The sequence below is a fragment of the Aneurinibacillus tyrosinisolvens genome (assembly GCF_001015055.1).
Taxonomy (GTDB): Bacteria; Bacillota; Bacilli; order Aneurinibacillales; family Aneurinibacillaceae; genus Aneurinibacillus_A; species Aneurinibacillus_A tyrosinisolvens.
The window spans coordinates 160,396-175,085 of sequence record NZ_BBWZ01000008.1; the positions used below are offsets into that span (position 1 = coordinate 160,396).

General features: G+C 39.1%; 21 protein-coding genes. 18 read left to right on the top strand and 3 right to left on the bottom strand.

Features of this window, described 5'->3' with window-relative positions; translation table 11 throughout:
* Window positions 1-578 precede the first annotated feature (578 nt).
* The 18 genes from MBEAL2_RS29195 (at window position 579) to MBEAL2_RS30135 (ending at window position 11,737) form a co-directional block, all read left to right on the top strand.
* Window positions 579-1,538, top strand: coding sequence for a hypothetical protein (locus MBEAL2_RS29195; protein WP_052947650.1), 960 nt, complete (start codon window positions 579-581; stop codon window positions 1,536-1,538).
* A 38-nt stretch (window positions 1,539-1,576) separates the two neighbouring features.
* The gene (locus tag MBEAL2_RS10285) at window positions 1,577-1,879 is read left to right on the top strand and encodes a hypothetical protein (protein WP_047152189.1); all 303 of its coding nucleotides are present in this window, start codon (window positions 1,577-1,579) and stop codon (window positions 1,877-1,879) included.
* A gap of 50 nt (window positions 1,880-1,929) precedes the next feature.
* A complete protein-coding gene (locus MBEAL2_RS10290; protein WP_047152190.1) occupies window positions 1,930-2,133 on the top strand; it encodes a hypothetical protein in 204 nt (67 codons plus the stop codon).
* Complete coding sequence (locus MBEAL2_RS10295; RefSeq protein ID WP_052947651.1) at window positions 2,133-2,483, top strand: hypothetical protein; 351 nt, start codon at window positions 2,133-2,135, stop codon at window positions 2,481-2,483. Before MBEAL2_RS10290 ends, MBEAL2_RS10295 begins: the two co-directional genes overlap by 1 nt.
* A 14-nt stretch (window positions 2,484-2,497) precedes the next feature.
* Window positions 2,498-3,667: an Ig-like domain-containing protein gene (locus MBEAL2_RS10300; RefSeq protein ID WP_047152191.1), complete on the top strand. Its 1,170-nt coding sequence runs from the start codon at window positions 2,498-2,500 to the stop codon at window positions 3,665-3,667.
* 190 nt (window positions 3,668-3,857) lie between these two features.
* Complete coding sequence (locus MBEAL2_RS10305; protein ID WP_047152192.1) at window positions 3,858-4,169, top strand: hypothetical protein; 312 nt, start codon at window positions 3,858-3,860, stop codon at window positions 4,167-4,169.
* Window positions 4,170-4,283: 114 nt separating this feature from the next.
* Window positions 4,284-4,841, top strand: coding sequence for a hypothetical protein (locus MBEAL2_RS10310; protein WP_047152193.1), 558 nt, complete (start codon window positions 4,284-4,286; stop codon window positions 4,839-4,841).
* A 94-nt stretch (window positions 4,842-4,935) separates the two neighbouring features.
* Window positions 4,936-5,709 carry a hypothetical protein gene (locus MBEAL2_RS10315; protein WP_047152194.1) on the top strand — a complete coding sequence of 258 codons (774 nt, stop codon included), beginning with the start codon at window positions 4,936-4,938 and terminating at the stop codon, window positions 5,707-5,709.
* 26 nt (window positions 5,710-5,735) lie between these two features.
* Window positions 5,736-6,110: a hypothetical protein gene (locus MBEAL2_RS10320; protein ID WP_152667750.1), complete on the top strand. Its 375-nt coding sequence runs from the start codon at window positions 5,736-5,738 to the stop codon at window positions 6,108-6,110.
* A 159-nt stretch (window positions 6,111-6,269) separates the two neighbouring features.
* Window positions 6,270-7,997: a recombinase family protein gene (locus tag MBEAL2_RS10325; protein WP_047152196.1), complete on the top strand. Its 1,728-nt coding sequence runs from the start codon at window positions 6,270-6,272 to the stop codon at window positions 7,995-7,997.
* Between the two features lie 11 nt (window positions 7,998-8,008).
* Window positions 8,009-8,428, top strand: a complete 420-nt coding sequence (locus MBEAL2_RS10330; RefSeq protein ID WP_047152197.1) for an ATPase, T2SS/T4P/T4SS family — start codon at window positions 8,009-8,011, stop codon at window positions 8,426-8,428.
* The gene (locus tag MBEAL2_RS10335) at window positions 8,379-9,443 is read left to right on the top strand and encodes a type II secretion system F family protein (RefSeq protein ID WP_082129880.1); all 1,065 of its coding nucleotides are present in this window, start codon (window positions 8,379-8,381) and stop codon (window positions 9,441-9,443) included. The genes MBEAL2_RS10330 and MBEAL2_RS10335 overlap by 50 nt, the downstream gene beginning before the upstream one ends.
* 21 nt (window positions 9,444-9,464) lie before the next feature.
* Complete coding sequence (locus MBEAL2_RS10340; protein ID WP_052947652.1) at window positions 9,465-9,818, top strand: competence type IV pilus major pilin ComGC; 354 nt, start codon at window positions 9,465-9,467, stop codon at window positions 9,816-9,818.
* Window positions 9,811-10,239: a type II secretion system protein gene (locus tag MBEAL2_RS10345; RefSeq protein ID WP_047152199.1), complete on the top strand. Its 429-nt coding sequence runs from the start codon at window positions 9,811-9,813 to the stop codon at window positions 10,237-10,239. The genes MBEAL2_RS10340 and MBEAL2_RS10345 overlap by 8 nt, the downstream gene beginning before the upstream one ends.
* A gap of 15 nt (window positions 10,240-10,254) precedes the next feature.
* Window positions 10,255-10,653 carry a hypothetical protein gene (locus tag MBEAL2_RS31735; protein WP_047152200.1) on the top strand — a complete coding sequence of 133 codons (399 nt, stop codon included), beginning with the start codon at window positions 10,255-10,257 and terminating at the stop codon, window positions 10,651-10,653.
* The gene (locus tag MBEAL2_RS10355; RefSeq protein ID WP_047152201.1) at window positions 10,650-11,084 is read left to right on the top strand and encodes a ComGF family competence protein; all 435 of its coding nucleotides are present in this window, start codon (window positions 10,650-10,652) and stop codon (window positions 11,082-11,084) included. The genes MBEAL2_RS31735 and MBEAL2_RS10355 overlap by 4 nt, the downstream gene beginning before the upstream one ends.
* Entirely contained in the window at window positions 11,084-11,473 is a 390-nt protein-coding gene (locus MBEAL2_RS10360) for a hypothetical protein (RefSeq protein WP_047152202.1), read from the top strand. The genes MBEAL2_RS10355 and MBEAL2_RS10360 overlap by 1 nt, the downstream gene beginning before the upstream one ends.
* A gap of 96 nt (window positions 11,474-11,569) precedes the next feature.
* Window positions 11,570-11,737 (top strand): YqzE family protein, encoded by a 168-nt coding sequence (locus tag MBEAL2_RS30135; RefSeq protein ID WP_082129882.1) that lies wholly within the window; start codon window positions 11,570-11,572, stop codon window positions 11,735-11,737.
* A 46-nt stretch (window positions 11,738-11,783) separates the two neighbouring features.
* Here the strand turns inward: MBEAL2_RS30135 and MBEAL2_RS10365 are convergent, their stop codons facing one another.
* The 3 genes from MBEAL2_RS10365 to MBEAL2_RS32815 form a co-directional block, all read right to left on the bottom strand.
* Window positions 11,784-12,617: a YqhG family protein gene (locus MBEAL2_RS10365; RefSeq protein WP_047152203.1), complete on the bottom strand. Its 834-nt coding sequence runs from the start codon at window positions 12,615-12,617 to the stop codon at window positions 11,784-11,786.
* Window positions 12,614-14,332: a DEAD/DEAH box helicase gene (locus MBEAL2_RS10370; RefSeq protein WP_047152204.1), complete on the bottom strand. Its 1,719-nt coding sequence runs from the start codon at window positions 14,330-14,332 to the stop codon at window positions 12,614-12,616. The genes MBEAL2_RS10365 and MBEAL2_RS10370 overlap by 4 nt, the downstream gene beginning before the upstream one ends.
* Window positions 14,333-14,504: 172 nt before the next feature.
* The coding region (locus tag MBEAL2_RS32815; protein WP_236692754.1) for a hypothetical protein at window positions 14,505-14,690 on the bottom strand (186 nt) is incomplete at its 5' end.

Sequence of the window (14,690 nt, forward strand, 5' to 3'; positions counted from 1 at the left end):
TATGAGGGAGTTTATCTGTATAGACGGAATGAACAGCAGCCGAATACAATCACCAGAACATTAAATGCAGAACAATATAATGAAGTGTATCCATTGGCTAGGTTATTTTTCATCGGACTATATAAAAAGTATAAACGAATACAGAGTTATCATGTGCCGTATGATGAGAAGCTATTGAAGATAAAGGACATATCACCGTCCAGCGATGGACTATATGGTATCAGTATCAGATATGGAACAAAATCTTATGAGAGATTCTATTTCAACCATGACATGAACTGGTACAGTGAGGATGGACAACCTATCATAGAAGGAAAGTTTAATGAATTAATACATATGATTACAGAAAATTATTTTAGAAATGGTTTCTGAATGACTTTTGATTAATATTGATTACTCAACATTCCCAAAAATTTCCCATGCTACTATACAAACACACACGCTTAAAATTCAGCATTTCCCCATATACCCCACTTTATCAACATATTGGGTGTTTTACTTTGTTGGAAAACATTTATTGAATTTTCTAAAATGAGGTAAAATTATCCTATAACAAATAACGTGTGGGGGTAAAAAGCATGAATTTAGATATCAAAAATACAATTAAATCACCTAAAATCGTTATTCCTTTAGTTGTACTATTGTTGCTTATAATTTCAGTAAGTATTTATTCTGGTTATAAAAGCTATAAATATAATCAAGCATTAACCTACATTAAACAAGGAAATTGGAATATGGCTAAAAGTGTTCTTTCTGATATTAAAAATTATGATAAGAGCCAGTCGCTTATTGTTTTAACAGATACTATGATTTCTTTTGAGCAACAAAAAGACAAAAACAATAAATCGGGCTTTTATAATAATACTGAAGGAATAATAAGTAAAACTTTAAATGAATGCGACAATGAGATAAAGCCAGTCCTAACTAATTTAAAAAATAAAATCTCCAAACAAAAAGAGGTACTTCTTCAAAAAGAGAAAATAGAGGCCGAGGCAGTCATACAAAAGAAGAAACGAGCAGTTGAAGCACAAATAGAGTCAAGCATAAAAAGCAAAGTTTATGATTATAGTAATTTAGATGAAACTGACGTCAAAATTATTAAAGATGATATTAATATGGACTCTATGTACAAATATTCCATAGCAAATTCTATTTATAACAGAAAAGTAGGAGAAACTGAGACAGCATTAGGGAATTTAAATCAAGCAAAAGAACAGCTAGACAGCATATCCCCTTCCTATAATGGTAAGTATGCGAATGATATAGAATCATTAAAAAATAAAATATCTAATAAAATGGTTGCAGAAGAAGATAAATCAGCAAGAGAAACTGAAATGTTAAACAATAAGGACAAAGAACAAAAAAGACAACAGGGAATACAAATGGGAATGACAGCCGAAGAGGTAAAATCAACATGGGGAAAACCAGAAGATATCAACCGTACAACAACAGCAAATGGTGTTCAGGAACAATGGGTTTACGGTATTGGAAAATATATTTACTTTGAAGATGGTATTGTAACAGCAATTCAAGAATAGCATTTGTTCAATAAAATGTGGAAGGGCTGGTTACAATTATGAAGAAATGTGGAAAGTGTAAGCGAACACTGACAGAGGAATTTTGTGAATATTGCACGTCAAAATATGAGGGAATAAACTCACAACAATACCAAGCTCAAATAAACGGCAGAGGCAAATTAATACTTATGTTTGTTGGCATTGGGGTAATCCTCGTACCGATAATTTTAATATCACTATTTTCTTCCCCACCACCAAAGAAAGAACTCAAGGATTTAACTAATAAAGAATACAATGAGTTTATGAAATGGGATCAAGAGCAGAAACAAAAGGAATGGGAAAATAAGAAAGCATTTCAATAGTCACCAAATCGGTGGCTATTTTTTTTATATAAAATAAGGAGGTTTCACCAATGAATAGTATTGAATATTTTAACCAATTACCAGTGAATCAAAGAAATGGAATTGCTAAAGAACTTCATCAAATCCTTACTATTATGATTGATGATAAATTTGAAACCCATGAGGGCAGTGAATTATGGGAAATCGTTCTTGAAGGATTAATCAGTGTACATAGGAAACGCAATATTGAAATGACTAAAGGGGGCAATAAATAATGGCTACAATTTTTGAACGTTTTGAAATGACAATTAAATCTAAACCTATATTTAATATGCTTACAGGAATAGAAATTGATATTTATTTAGAGGAACAAGGATTGAAGTCGGAAGACACGTATGATAATGCAGCGGCTACTTTAAATAAAATTGAGAAGGCAGCTTTACAAGCATTGGAAGACATTGCAAACAATCCTGATCTCATGAAGGACTATAAAGTGGACACAGAATCTTATTCTAATTTCCACACAAATCTCCGTAAACGAATTGACCAATTAAGAAATCGTGTAAACTCATTCAGCATTAATAAGAATACAGGCAATAGCAGTAGTTTTTTATTTTATAAATAAGGTGGTGAGGAAAAATGTATAATCCATTTCAACCAATAACAGGTGATTATGAGTATCTAATTGATACTATGGGTAAATCCGTTAAAATTGACGGTGAAACTCAAAATGTATTAATGCAAATGTCTAATCCCAATGGTAAATATGCAGATAGAATAATTCAATCACTTTCTCCCCTCTCTAGTGGCTCATTGGTTGAATATAATAATTCATTCTGGCTCATTATGTCTGATATTAATGATAATCGATATGAAGATAATAGATATAAAGGAGTAATTAAAAAGTGTAATATCCTTTTAAAATGGCAACAAATCCCCTTTGTTCGTCAAACATGGGCTATACTTGAAGATTCAACGACTATAGGAGTGAGCTATGGTCGAGATATGAATCTTGCACAAGGTAAATTTAAACTAACCTTACCTAAAAATCAATATACGGATGCCATAGAATTAAATAAGACATTTCTTCTCTTCAATAATAAAGGAAAGGTATCACATATTGATAAAACTAAAGAAGGCATTATTCAACTATTGCTTGATTTAGATACAATTGGAGCCAATGATCGATTTGATTTAGGTATTGCTGATTATCAAGCATCAACTATTACCCTAACCATCACTACAGGTGAAAGCAGCCAGTTACAAAAAGGAAATACATTGCAATTAGCTACTTCCGTAGCTATTAATGGAACTGTAGACAATACATATAAAGTTCTCTTTAAGTCAGACAATGAAACTGTTGCCACTGTTGATGCTACGGGTTTAATAACATCAAAAGCAGTAGGAAGTGCAATTATTACAGCTTCATTAGAAGCAGATTCAACGGTTACAGATACATATGCAATAAATGTTGTTGATGCTCCACCAGCTCCATCTTATAATGTAACTATTACGAGTACATCTACTACTCCTAATGAAATAAAGGATAGTCAAACTAAAACGTATAATGCTAACGTTTACAATAATTCAGTACAAATTACAGATGGCTCACAACCTGTAACGTGGTCACTATGGGACGACACAAAAACAACAACTACTACACTTGCACTTATAGATTCACAGACAGGAACAAGTTGTGTAGTGAAAAATAATAAAGCTATGTCGGGCTATGTGCAACTTTGTGCCACCCTCAATTCCAATTCTACGATTAAACAATGGATTAGAATTCAAATGAAAGCATTGTTCTAATAATAAAGAGTAGTCCTTATGGGGGCTACTCTTATTTTTAAATCTTAATAAAGTAATGGGCTTACGCAAATCTAAAATTTATATACCGTAATAATTATTGAATTCTTTAACTAATCTAACTACCGACCGTCATTATATGGTAATATAGTTTTGTTATTCTATAAATAAGTAGTTATACAGGAGGGAAGAAATGAGTAGCGAAAACAAGGTGAAAGTAAAATTTTGTGACGGAAACGGGAGAACCTTGAAAGAAATAAAATGTGGTTCGGAAATGCTCATGGCTATTCTAAATGTAAAACGTGGTACAACTGATGTTGTTATGTTCGATGAAAAGGAATTTAGCGTTAGTTCGATCAGAGTAGAACCACTTACAAACACAGTTTATATTTTTGGTTATTTGAATGACATGTCATCAGCAATCAGAAATAATATTTATGGCTCTAGAGAATATGATAGAGATACTGTTAAAGCAATGCAGAATATTATTGACCTCAATAAATAAAATTATATTTCAATGCGTTCACCAATACGGTGAGCGTTTTTTATTTTTACATTTAAAAAATGATGTGCTATTGTTTACATTATTACTAAACATATTACTACATAGGGTGATTTTATGGATTATGCTTCGAAAATAAAAATGTATTCTAAATTCGATTTCTATAATAGAAGAAAAAAAGAAGTGCTGGATAGTATGCAGTTGCAGTTTGCTTATTTAAGTGATTGTAAAATTGCGGATTTTGAAGATGGTTATTATGATGATAAAACTAAGGGTTATATGATTGGGTTTTCTGGGAAGGGATATTTAATTTACGACAAAGAGATTAAAGATTTAGAGATTAAAATAATGAAAAAGAGAAATTATCATTACGAAGATGAAATTTTAGTTTTACATCAAGCAGTTTTGCTGGTAATCATTAATAAAATAAAAGACACCGATAAATATAAAGAAATTTTAGGTAAGTTTTTAAATCGTGCCAAACATAAATTACAGGAATCCGGTATAGCATTTAAATATGAACTTGAAGATTTAATCAAAGCTAAAGGGGTAGCTTTTGACATAAATGTACTAGGTAATGAAATTTTTATTGATGTAGAGGATATTATACTATTTGAACTTAAATTTCCAGAGATTATAAATAGTATACAAATTTTTAATTCTAACCACTCCTAACGAGTGGCTTTTTTATTTATTGTAAAACATTTCCTCTTTAATTGTTGCGATGATAGAATATACCTAGTTAGCAATTGAGGAGGAGGGAATTAAAATGAGTGATTATCTTATTGTAGAAACCTCTACTTCCATGATAAAAGTTACACCATTGTATATAATTATCACCACGAAATTTGGCAACGGGGAATTAAAGATTCCGATAGACAGCATAACGCATATTACACTTAAAAGTTCCGTATTTGGCTTTGGGAAAATTGAATTTCATCACACAGGAAAAGGAGTTTTACAATCTGGTGTAGGCGTGCGTAATATTGTTAACTTCAGTAATACTTATGAAGAATCAAAAATACAGGGTGTAAAAAGGTTAACTGAGTTATATAAAAGCAAAAATTACGGAGAAGATGAAGTACAGAAGGTTATGATGCAAAATAAAGTGCTTGAAGATGAGGGGAAAATTAAACTCAAAAAACAGTGGAAAATCTCTGGTGTTGTTGTTCTGAGTATTGCGATAATTGGTGGTATGGCTGTTTATAATATGAATAATGAAAGTGATACATATTACATTCCTACGACAAACAATGAAGAAAAAGATAATTTTACACCTAACACACCTACATATTCAAACAATTCATCAAATAATATATCACCTTACACTAAAGAAGAGTTAGAAGCAAACCCAACAGCTCCTTCAACTGATCCAAGAGATTATAACGCTAATGGTGAATATGTTCCACATGATGGGCCTTCTAATAATCCAGCAGATTACGATATGAATACTGGGAAGTATAGACCGATTGAAGATATGACAAAAGAAGAAATTCAAGCGGAAGTTGTTGAGATGATGAAGAAAAATGGGGTAGGACAATAATGCTCATATCACTAAGGGGAATTTCTTTGAAAAAGGTATTCATTCCTTTTTTGTTATTTATCCTTTTGCTTGTTGGATGTAGTAGCAAACCAGATGATGTACGAAAAGAAATGTGGGACGAAGGATTGAAGGTTTATCAGGATATCTCTACTTCCATTCAAAATGGATCGCAAGTTACAGATGAGCAAATTCAAAGAGTAAACTTTTTCTATAATAAATATACTGGTGATACTTCTATAACAGATAACGAAGCAATGCTTCTTTTTAATTTAAATAAACTATTGCAGAATGCTATTGAAATAAAAATAGCAAAGCTTAAAATGGACCATACTGGAGTTGACGATGGTATTAAGGAATTTATAAAAACATCTGACAGTTTAAAAGAGATATTTAAAGGTTAAATAAATAGGAGATTATTTGGAAGAAGTGGAGTTTTATTATCCACTTCATTTTATTTGTATAGGAAAAGTAAAAAAATACTACGCATAAAATAACAAGGAAGTTATATCCAAATTTTGTGCTACAATATTTATATAATCATTAGTCGGGATGGTGGAGAAATGGATAAGGTAAGAGTTGCAGCATATTGCCGGGTAAGTACAAAAAAAGATGAGCAGTTAAATTCACTTGAAAATCAACAGAATTATTTTCAAACAGAAATAAGTAAAAACAAGGGTTATGAATTACACAATATTTATGTTGATCATGGTCTTTCTGCTGTAACTATGGCTAAGAGAAAATCATTCCTAGACATGGTGTATGATGCTGGAATTGATTATGTAATTAAAGGGACAAAAGAAGTTGATTTTTCTGTTAGCAATAGAACTCCAAAGTTCAACAGGATTTTTGTATCAAACACATCTCGTTTTGCCAGGAATATTGACGTTATCCCATTAATCCGTAAACTAAGGGAAAAAGGTGTCTTTATTCATTTCCTTGATATATCGAAAACAAGTGAATCTGTTGATGATGAAACATTTATAACTATTTTTATGACATTTGCTCAACAGGAATCAATAGACAAAAGCAAAAAAGTCAGGTTTGGGCAAAAGCAAAGTGCTGAAAATGGTGTAATAATGCTTAACTCTAAGATATACGGATATAAGAAAACTGAAGAAAATGAGCTAGAAATTATTGAAGAAGAAGCAGAAGTTATCCGTAAAATTTTCGAGTTACATGCTGATGGAGTAGGTATAAGAAGAACAACCAACATGATAAATGAGATGGGTTATCGTACTCGTGCAGGGAAAGGATTTTCCCAGGGAACGATTGCTGGGATAGTTCGAAACCCGATATATTACGGCACTTTAGTTCGTGGAAAAACAACATATGGAAAAGATTTATATTCTAAATACAATTCCAGAAGAATGAAAGACGAATCAGAATGGCATATACATGAAAATAGGGTGCAACCAATAATTTCTAAAGAACTATTTGAACAAGCCAGAAAACAACGAGAAGGAAACACTATTTCTCAAAAACAAAAAGGAGTAAATAAGGGAGTATCGGAGTTTGCAGGTAGAATTGTATGCGGAAAATGTGGTGCAAGATTTAATCATAATACAGAGCTTGTAAAAAAAACAGACGAAACAGAATGGCAACGAAATTTTTACGTTTGTTGCACAAAGAAAGTTGAAGGAATGAATAAGTGTAATAGTATTAATTTGCAACAATGGCAAATAGAAGCAATGGTTGATTATATCGCAAAAGAAGGAATGGATGCTGTTCGAAAGGAAGCGGGTAAACTTTTAAAATCGGGGGCCATAATTAAAAGGGACAAGCTTGAGAAAAAGTTGGCAGAAGAATTTGATGAAGAAAAAGTCAGACAATTATATGTTGAACTTGAAAAACGAGAACAAGAAAAAAATAGGTTGCTGGATATATTTGTAGACGGTGGATTCGATAAGAGTGTCCTTGAGAAAAAACGGATAGAGATTGAAGAGAAAATTGAAAAGGTTAAAAAAGAAATAGCACAAAACTCGAAAGATGAGCTAAAAAAAGAAATAGAAGAAACTAATCAACAAATTGAATTTTATGAAGAACATTCAAAACGAAAAAGATATTATACACCAGAAGAAATCAGGAAAGGATTAAATAAAATTACTGTGTATACGGGTAATGAAAAGAAAGGGAGATATTACTTACCGATTCTTCACTGTAATGTTTTTAAATTGCCTATATATTTGAAATTTACAAAGGATAATTCTGTTCTAAGAGCTGATCATACAGACCTTGTATTTATAGGTAAAGTCCGTGAATGGCCTGAAATTACACCTGTTAAAAAGTAGTAAATTTTATCTTGCTTTTATTATGCATAATAAGCACGATCCACACCCTTGACGCGATTGGAACGCTCATTCGCCTGCTGGATATGGGAATTGAACCGTATTTGGTCAGCTCTTCGGTGACAGGCATCATTGCCCAGCGCCTGATCAGGAAAATATGCACAGACTGCCAGGGGAGAAACAAGGAATGCCAGCACTGTCTTGGCAACGGATTTCGCGGCCGGATGGGAATTTATGAAGTGCTGCGCGTAGAAGAAGAGCTGCATCCATACATTTTGAACCGGTGTTCCGCTGATATGATGCGCGGTTATGTGAAATCTGGAGGATTCACCCCGCTCTATTCTGTGCTGCAGCAGAAAGTAGCCGCAGGCGTTGCGGAATCTGATGAGTTTCAACGGTATGTATGGTATGCGGATAAAACGACAGTGGTCTGAAAGGAAACTGGCGAACTTAAGTTACAGGCTATCGTATTTGCTGGATTCGGGCATTCCGCTGCTCGATAGTCTCGATTTTGCAATCGGACATTTTAACGGGAGGGAAAAAGAACAACTGCTGCATGTGCGCCAGTCGCTGGAAGAAGGGGATTCACTTTCCTGCGCCGTCGAGAGCATGAGCGTGCCGTCTCTTTTTGTTTCACTTATTGTAGCCGGCGAGCAGCATGGGCATTATGCATCCAGTCTGTCTTTCGCCGCAAGGTATTACCAGCGCCGCGCGGAGTGGAAGCATCAAATATATCAGCTTCTCAGTTATCCGTTTCTGCTCCTTCTTCTCTCAGCCGCAAGCCTCTGGTTTTTACTGCAGGCCATCTTGCCTCAATTGGCATCTATGTACAGTACACTCGGCCTTTCTCTCCCGTATTTCACTCGTGTGTTTATCGCGATCGTTTCATGTTTTTCATCATATGGGGTTCCTTCTATTGCCGTTATGCTGCTGTGTGCCGCCGGCTTTGCTATCGTCAGGCGCCGGCCGCAGAGTGCGGAAAAGGCTGCAGCTTTTCTATTTACAGTTCCATTTTTCCGGTACTGGTTGAAGCTAAAATACAGCCATTATTTTGCTATGCAAACAGGGCTCCTGCTGGAGGCCGGCGTTTCCATTCTGGATATATGCATCCTTTTTAAGAACAAAGCACCCTGGCTGCTGTACCGGCACTTAATGGAGAAAGCGGAAGTGCAGTTGAATGAGGGAAGAAGATTGAGCGACACCATGGGAGAACTGCCGTATTTTATACCGGAGCTTATCCGTTATATCGAACTGGGGGAAGAAGGGGGACAGGTAGGAGCGTGTCTGCTCTTTTACAGCGGGCAGGTGGAGGAGGAAATAAGGCAGCAAATTGAGAAGCTGCTTCGCTGGCTTGAGCCGCTGGTGTTAATCGCTATCGGCAGTATCGTGCTCGTTATTGTGCTTTCTTTTTTTCTCCCTGTGCTGCACATGATTCGTTCTTTAAATTGAAAGGGAAAGAGAGGGAGGAAAATGAAAAGTTTGTTATCCGGACAAAAAAAGGAGCGGGGGTTTACGCTGATTGAGATGCTCATCGTTATCGCGATTATCGGGATTTTTCTTGCGCTTGCGCTTCCGGATTACCGGGGTACCGTAGCCAGAGCGCAGAACAGAAGCTGTGAGGTAAACAAAAAAATGATCCGAAATGCGCTTGAATCGTATTTTATTGATCATGCGAATACATATCCTGGAACGATTCAAGCCCTTGCCACCCAAAAATACGTGCAAACCGAACCGAAGTGTCCCGCTGGCGGAGAGTATACGATGACTGTTGCGACAGACGGGCAGTCCGTGTCCGTCAGCTGCAGCAAACATCCGGATGAATAAGGACGGATTTACCTTATTGGAAGTTCTTATCACGCTCGCGATTATCGTTTCTGCCTGCTTTGTTGTCATGCCGCAAATTCAGCATACCCTTCAGGATATACAGGGCCGGCAGTATGTAGATGAATTGACTTTTAATCTTTATATGGCATCGAATACGGCCATCACCCGGCATGCCGCGATAAATTTTATTATCGACCCGGCCACAAAGACATATATCATTAGCCAGACGGCAGTACGCCCTTTAAAAATTGTCCCGCTCCCCCCGGATTTTACTCTGTATAATACATTTACACTAAGCCGGTTTAGTTTTAACTCTCTGGGACACATCAGCAAGTCGGGCACAATCCAGGTCGTTTTTCCGGACGGAAAAGTGAAAAAACTGACTCTGTACATGGCTGGCGGGCGGTTTTTTGCGCAATAAATGGGAGGGGTTTGTTTGAAAGAAGCGGGTTTCAGCTACATTGAGTCTTTACTTGCCCTCTGTCTCCTCGTTCTGCTCATGGCGGCCGTTACCCCGGTGCTTGAATCCCTGGAGCATGGAAGAGAAGATAGAAAAAATGAAACAGAGGGATATTTGCTCGCCCGGACCGCTATGGAACAGTGGAAGGCAGGCGAGCCGGCTTCTGTAAGTGAAGAGAAAATCATCGGCGGGAAAGCGTTTGGAATAGAGGCGAACGTGTTGCCCATAACAGCCATGGTGGAGAAATGCGAGGTGACAGTCCAATGGAAGAGCAGAACGCATGGCCCAAAAAAATACACTTTAACGGGGTATCGCTTTATTCCCGGCGTTTCCGTTCCTTCAAGCACATCTTTAACCACCGGGCATTCACGTTGATTGAGGTTCTTCTATCATCGGCTGTTTTGTTTATGCTGGCTGTAACCGTGATGGCGATGTGCCTCCATCTAAGCAAAGATTTGCAGAAGGCAAAAGATGAAGCGCTGCTGGATACGGAAGCGAGAGCGTTCTTTTCCTACATCGAGGAGGAAATTCAGCAATCGGGTGGTTATACGGTTGTGAACGACAGCCTTCATTTTTATGATAAGAATGGAAACCTCCTTATCTATGACAGGTGGGGAAGCAAACTGCGCCGAAGGGTGAACTATGAAGGCTATGTTGTTCTGCTTAACTATGTACAATCCGCCGTATTCAAAGTTTCTAACCAAGGGTGCCGCGTGGATTTACTGCTTGCTTACGGCGACGCTGAATGGAGGGGGAGCCTATTTATTGCAGGAAGAGCAGAACTCCCGGCCGCTGCCGTGCTATAATGCTGCAAAGTTTGAAAGCATCCCGTGGTTCCTCGCTTATTATTGTTATTTTATATGCCCACATTATTTTGCTGCTTGTGCTCCATATGGCTTCGTTATTTATCACAACAAGGCAGATCTCACATAATGACGGGGTAAGGGCGCAGGTGAGGTATGCTGCTGAGGCTGGCCTTTATCTGGCGGGGGAAAGGCGGATTACCGATCCGGCTTCTCCGCCTGCCTTGCTTTACAATCTGGATGGGATTCGTGTACAAGTAACAATAACGGAGGGCGGGGCGCATGAGGCGGCTCTTTCCTCGCACGCTTCACTGGCTCCGTATTACGTTTCGACGGCGTTGATGACAATGGACACGGCCACAGGGAAAATCATAGATTGGGGTGTCCACTAGGTTCATGAAGCAAGTCATCCTCATTACAGATCCTGATTGAAATGATGAGGATGGGGGCACACTATACGTAATCGGTTGAACAGGAGGCGTATAAATATGTCTTCACAGGAATATGTCCGCTATCTGACCCAACAGTTTGTGCGCTATATCGAGACACCGAAAGAAAAACGCGTGAAGAAACAAAAAGAGGCCTGGAGCTACCGTTGGTTTGGCGTTCTGCCTCTGGGGCTCAGCATTCTGTTTCGCAGAAAGAATAAACAGTAGCCAGGAATGGCCGGGTGTTAGTATTTCGCCCGGCTGTTTTTTTGTGTTACTCGATTTGCGTCTGGCTGCTGTCCAGGAAAAAAATCCCGCCGTTTACGATGTTGATTTCAATGCGGGGTTCATACTGCCAGCGCAGCTCCTCCATCCGCTTCTTCTTCCTGTCTTCGCGTTCTCCTTTATTTTCTTCCTCTTCCTGTCCTTCTTCGCTATAGAAGCTCTCTACAAGGGAAAGTTCAAAGTTTAACCGTTCCTCCGCGTCCTTCGCCCATGATTTGTCCTCCTGATCGATGAGGTGGTGGATATGCCGCTCAAGGCGCTCCACAGCTGAATCGATGCTGAAAATAGGGCGGATCGTATAGGCGTAATCCGGCATAACAGGAGATAGCGGCTTTGCCTCCATTCGTTCAAAGAAGCGGTCGATAATGGACCCATGGATAAGATTGAAACCAAGTGAAAGGAGGATATCTTTTTTTCGATCACAAATAAAGGAAACTTTGCAATTAATCCCAAGCCAGGGGGATAACCCGCGGTTCATGCCGGAAGCCGGTTCGGCTGCCGTCTGTTCATAAAGGCGGATATAGCGGCCCTGCCTCTGTGAAGAGGCGAAAAACTGGAGCAGCCGTGGAGAGCCGAACATAACCTCCTCCCCCTGTGTATCCGGCGGGACGGCGGCTGAATCAAAAATAAAGGTTACAGACAGCAGCTGCGGCTCAAGGTTGAGCCGTTCCACATATGTCCAGTAGAATGGGCGGTTTCCGAGATCTTTGTCGACTTCCGCAGGGAGCTCGACGCGGAAATAGGCCGGGTGGTTTTCCTCATATCGCGCCTGGTATGCCGTGAAATACCGTTCGAGAAAAGAGCGAACCTGATGCTGATTCATGGCAGAATGGCTCCTTCTAAAGAATCGGAACGCTGTGTATCGAGTTGAATCGTTTTATGAACGGACTGGATGACCTGGCTTAAGTTGTCCATTTTAATTTCCATTTCCCGCTCGCTTTTTGAGCCAAGAAGGATATCCACGACGTTCTTTTCAAGTGAACGATTAAGATAAAGGTGGTCAATGATCGCATCCAGTTCCCCGATAACCATTTCAAACAAGTTGATTTTCTCATACAGCAGCCGAAGAATTTTTTCTTCCACTGTGTTGCGGGTGGCCAGATTGTAAATATAGACGTCGCGCGTTTGTCCAAGACGGTGTACCCGGCCAATTCGCTGTTCGACGCGCATCGGATTCCAGGGCAGGTCATAATTAATAAGGCGGTTACAGAATTGGAGGTTAATCCCTTCCCCGCCCGCCTCGGTAGCGATAAGGGCCTGTGCTCTTTGTTCAAAAAGCTGGCTCATCCAATCCTTTTTGCCCCGCTTGAAGCCGCCGCGAAACAGCACGGAAGTAACGCCGTGCTCGGCGAGAAAGTGCTGCAGATACTCCTGTGTGGCGCGGTATTCGGTGAAGATGATAATTTTGTCGTCCGATTCCTTTATAATTTCCATCATTTTTTCAGCTTTTGTATTCGTCTCAACTTTTTTGAGTATCTCTACAAGATCGAGGATATGCCCACGAACGGGTGAATCCTCCGGTGCCCGGTTATGCATGTTCGCAAGTGTAATAAAAGCGGCATCCCGGCTGCTGCATACTTCCCGCTGCAGGGTAATGAGCGCCAGAGGATTTTTATAATGCACTTCTTCATTGTAATATTGCTCCTGCACAAAGCGGGTAACCCCTTCATACAATGCAGCTTCCTCCGGAGACAAATCAACCGGCACCGTAATGACGTGACGCTGGGTAAACTCTACGCGCCCATCGGCCCTTCGGTTCCGAACCATGACTTTTTTTAATTCATTTTTCAGTGTTTCATTATTTTTTACCTGGCGTTTCCCCTCTACGTAGCTTTCCTGGAAATGCGCGGATTGGCCAAGATGGCCTGGCTTAAGCAGGGTAATCAGGTTATATAACTCATCAATTTCATTCTGAATCGGGGTTGCCGTCAACAGCAGACAGTATTTTTTTTTGATTTCCTGGATGAACTGATAGTTTTTCGTGTTCTTGTTTTTTAATTTATGTGCTTCATCTACGATGACAAGATCGTATTCCTGGCCCAAAATAATCTCGCGGTGGGGCGGCCGTTTTGCGGTATCCATTGAGGCGACAATGACATCGTACTGCGTCCACATGTATTCCCGCTTCTGGGCGGCGGCGGCAATGGAAAACTTGCTGTTCAGCTCCCGCACCCATTGAACGACCAGGGAAGCGGGGACCAGGATGAGCACTTTTTTTACAAGGCCTCGTACCATATACTCTTTCATGACAAGGCCTGCTTCGATCGTTTTTCCAAGGCCCACTTCATCTGCAAGCAGAGCGCGTCCGTGCATTTCCTGGATGACCTTATGCGCCGTTTCAATTTGGTGAGGGAGGGGTTGTAGACGCGGAAGGTGCCGCAAGCACTGCAATTCGTGGAAATCACTGACGGCCATGGCCTGCTCCGCTTCCCAGGCAAGCCTGAACAATTCCCGGTTATTCCAGGGCCCGTCCTCTTGTATCCGTGTTTTCAAACCGTCGATCCATTCCCGCTGAAACCTTATCGGGATGTTTACCAATTCACTCACCTGCTCTCCGAATCGATACAATATCATTATCGTTAGTATGTCAGGAAAAATAAATTATATGTATATAGTGGATGTTTTCATTTGAAAAAGCGGGGTAATATAATAGCGTAAGCCAAAAGAATGAAGGGACTGAAAGGATAATGGTTACGTTATCAATCTCAGCTCAGCATTTGGCTTCACATAACGTATAAAAAGTGCGAATTGCCGTAGGCGGTCCGCACTTTTTTATTTTGTGGTTATGAGCGTTTCCTGATGTTATATCCATCATGATCATACGCCTGCAGCGTTTCAAGCCACGCTTCTGCTTATCCATATGAATCCCCTTCTTTCCAGAAAAAATATTGTTTTC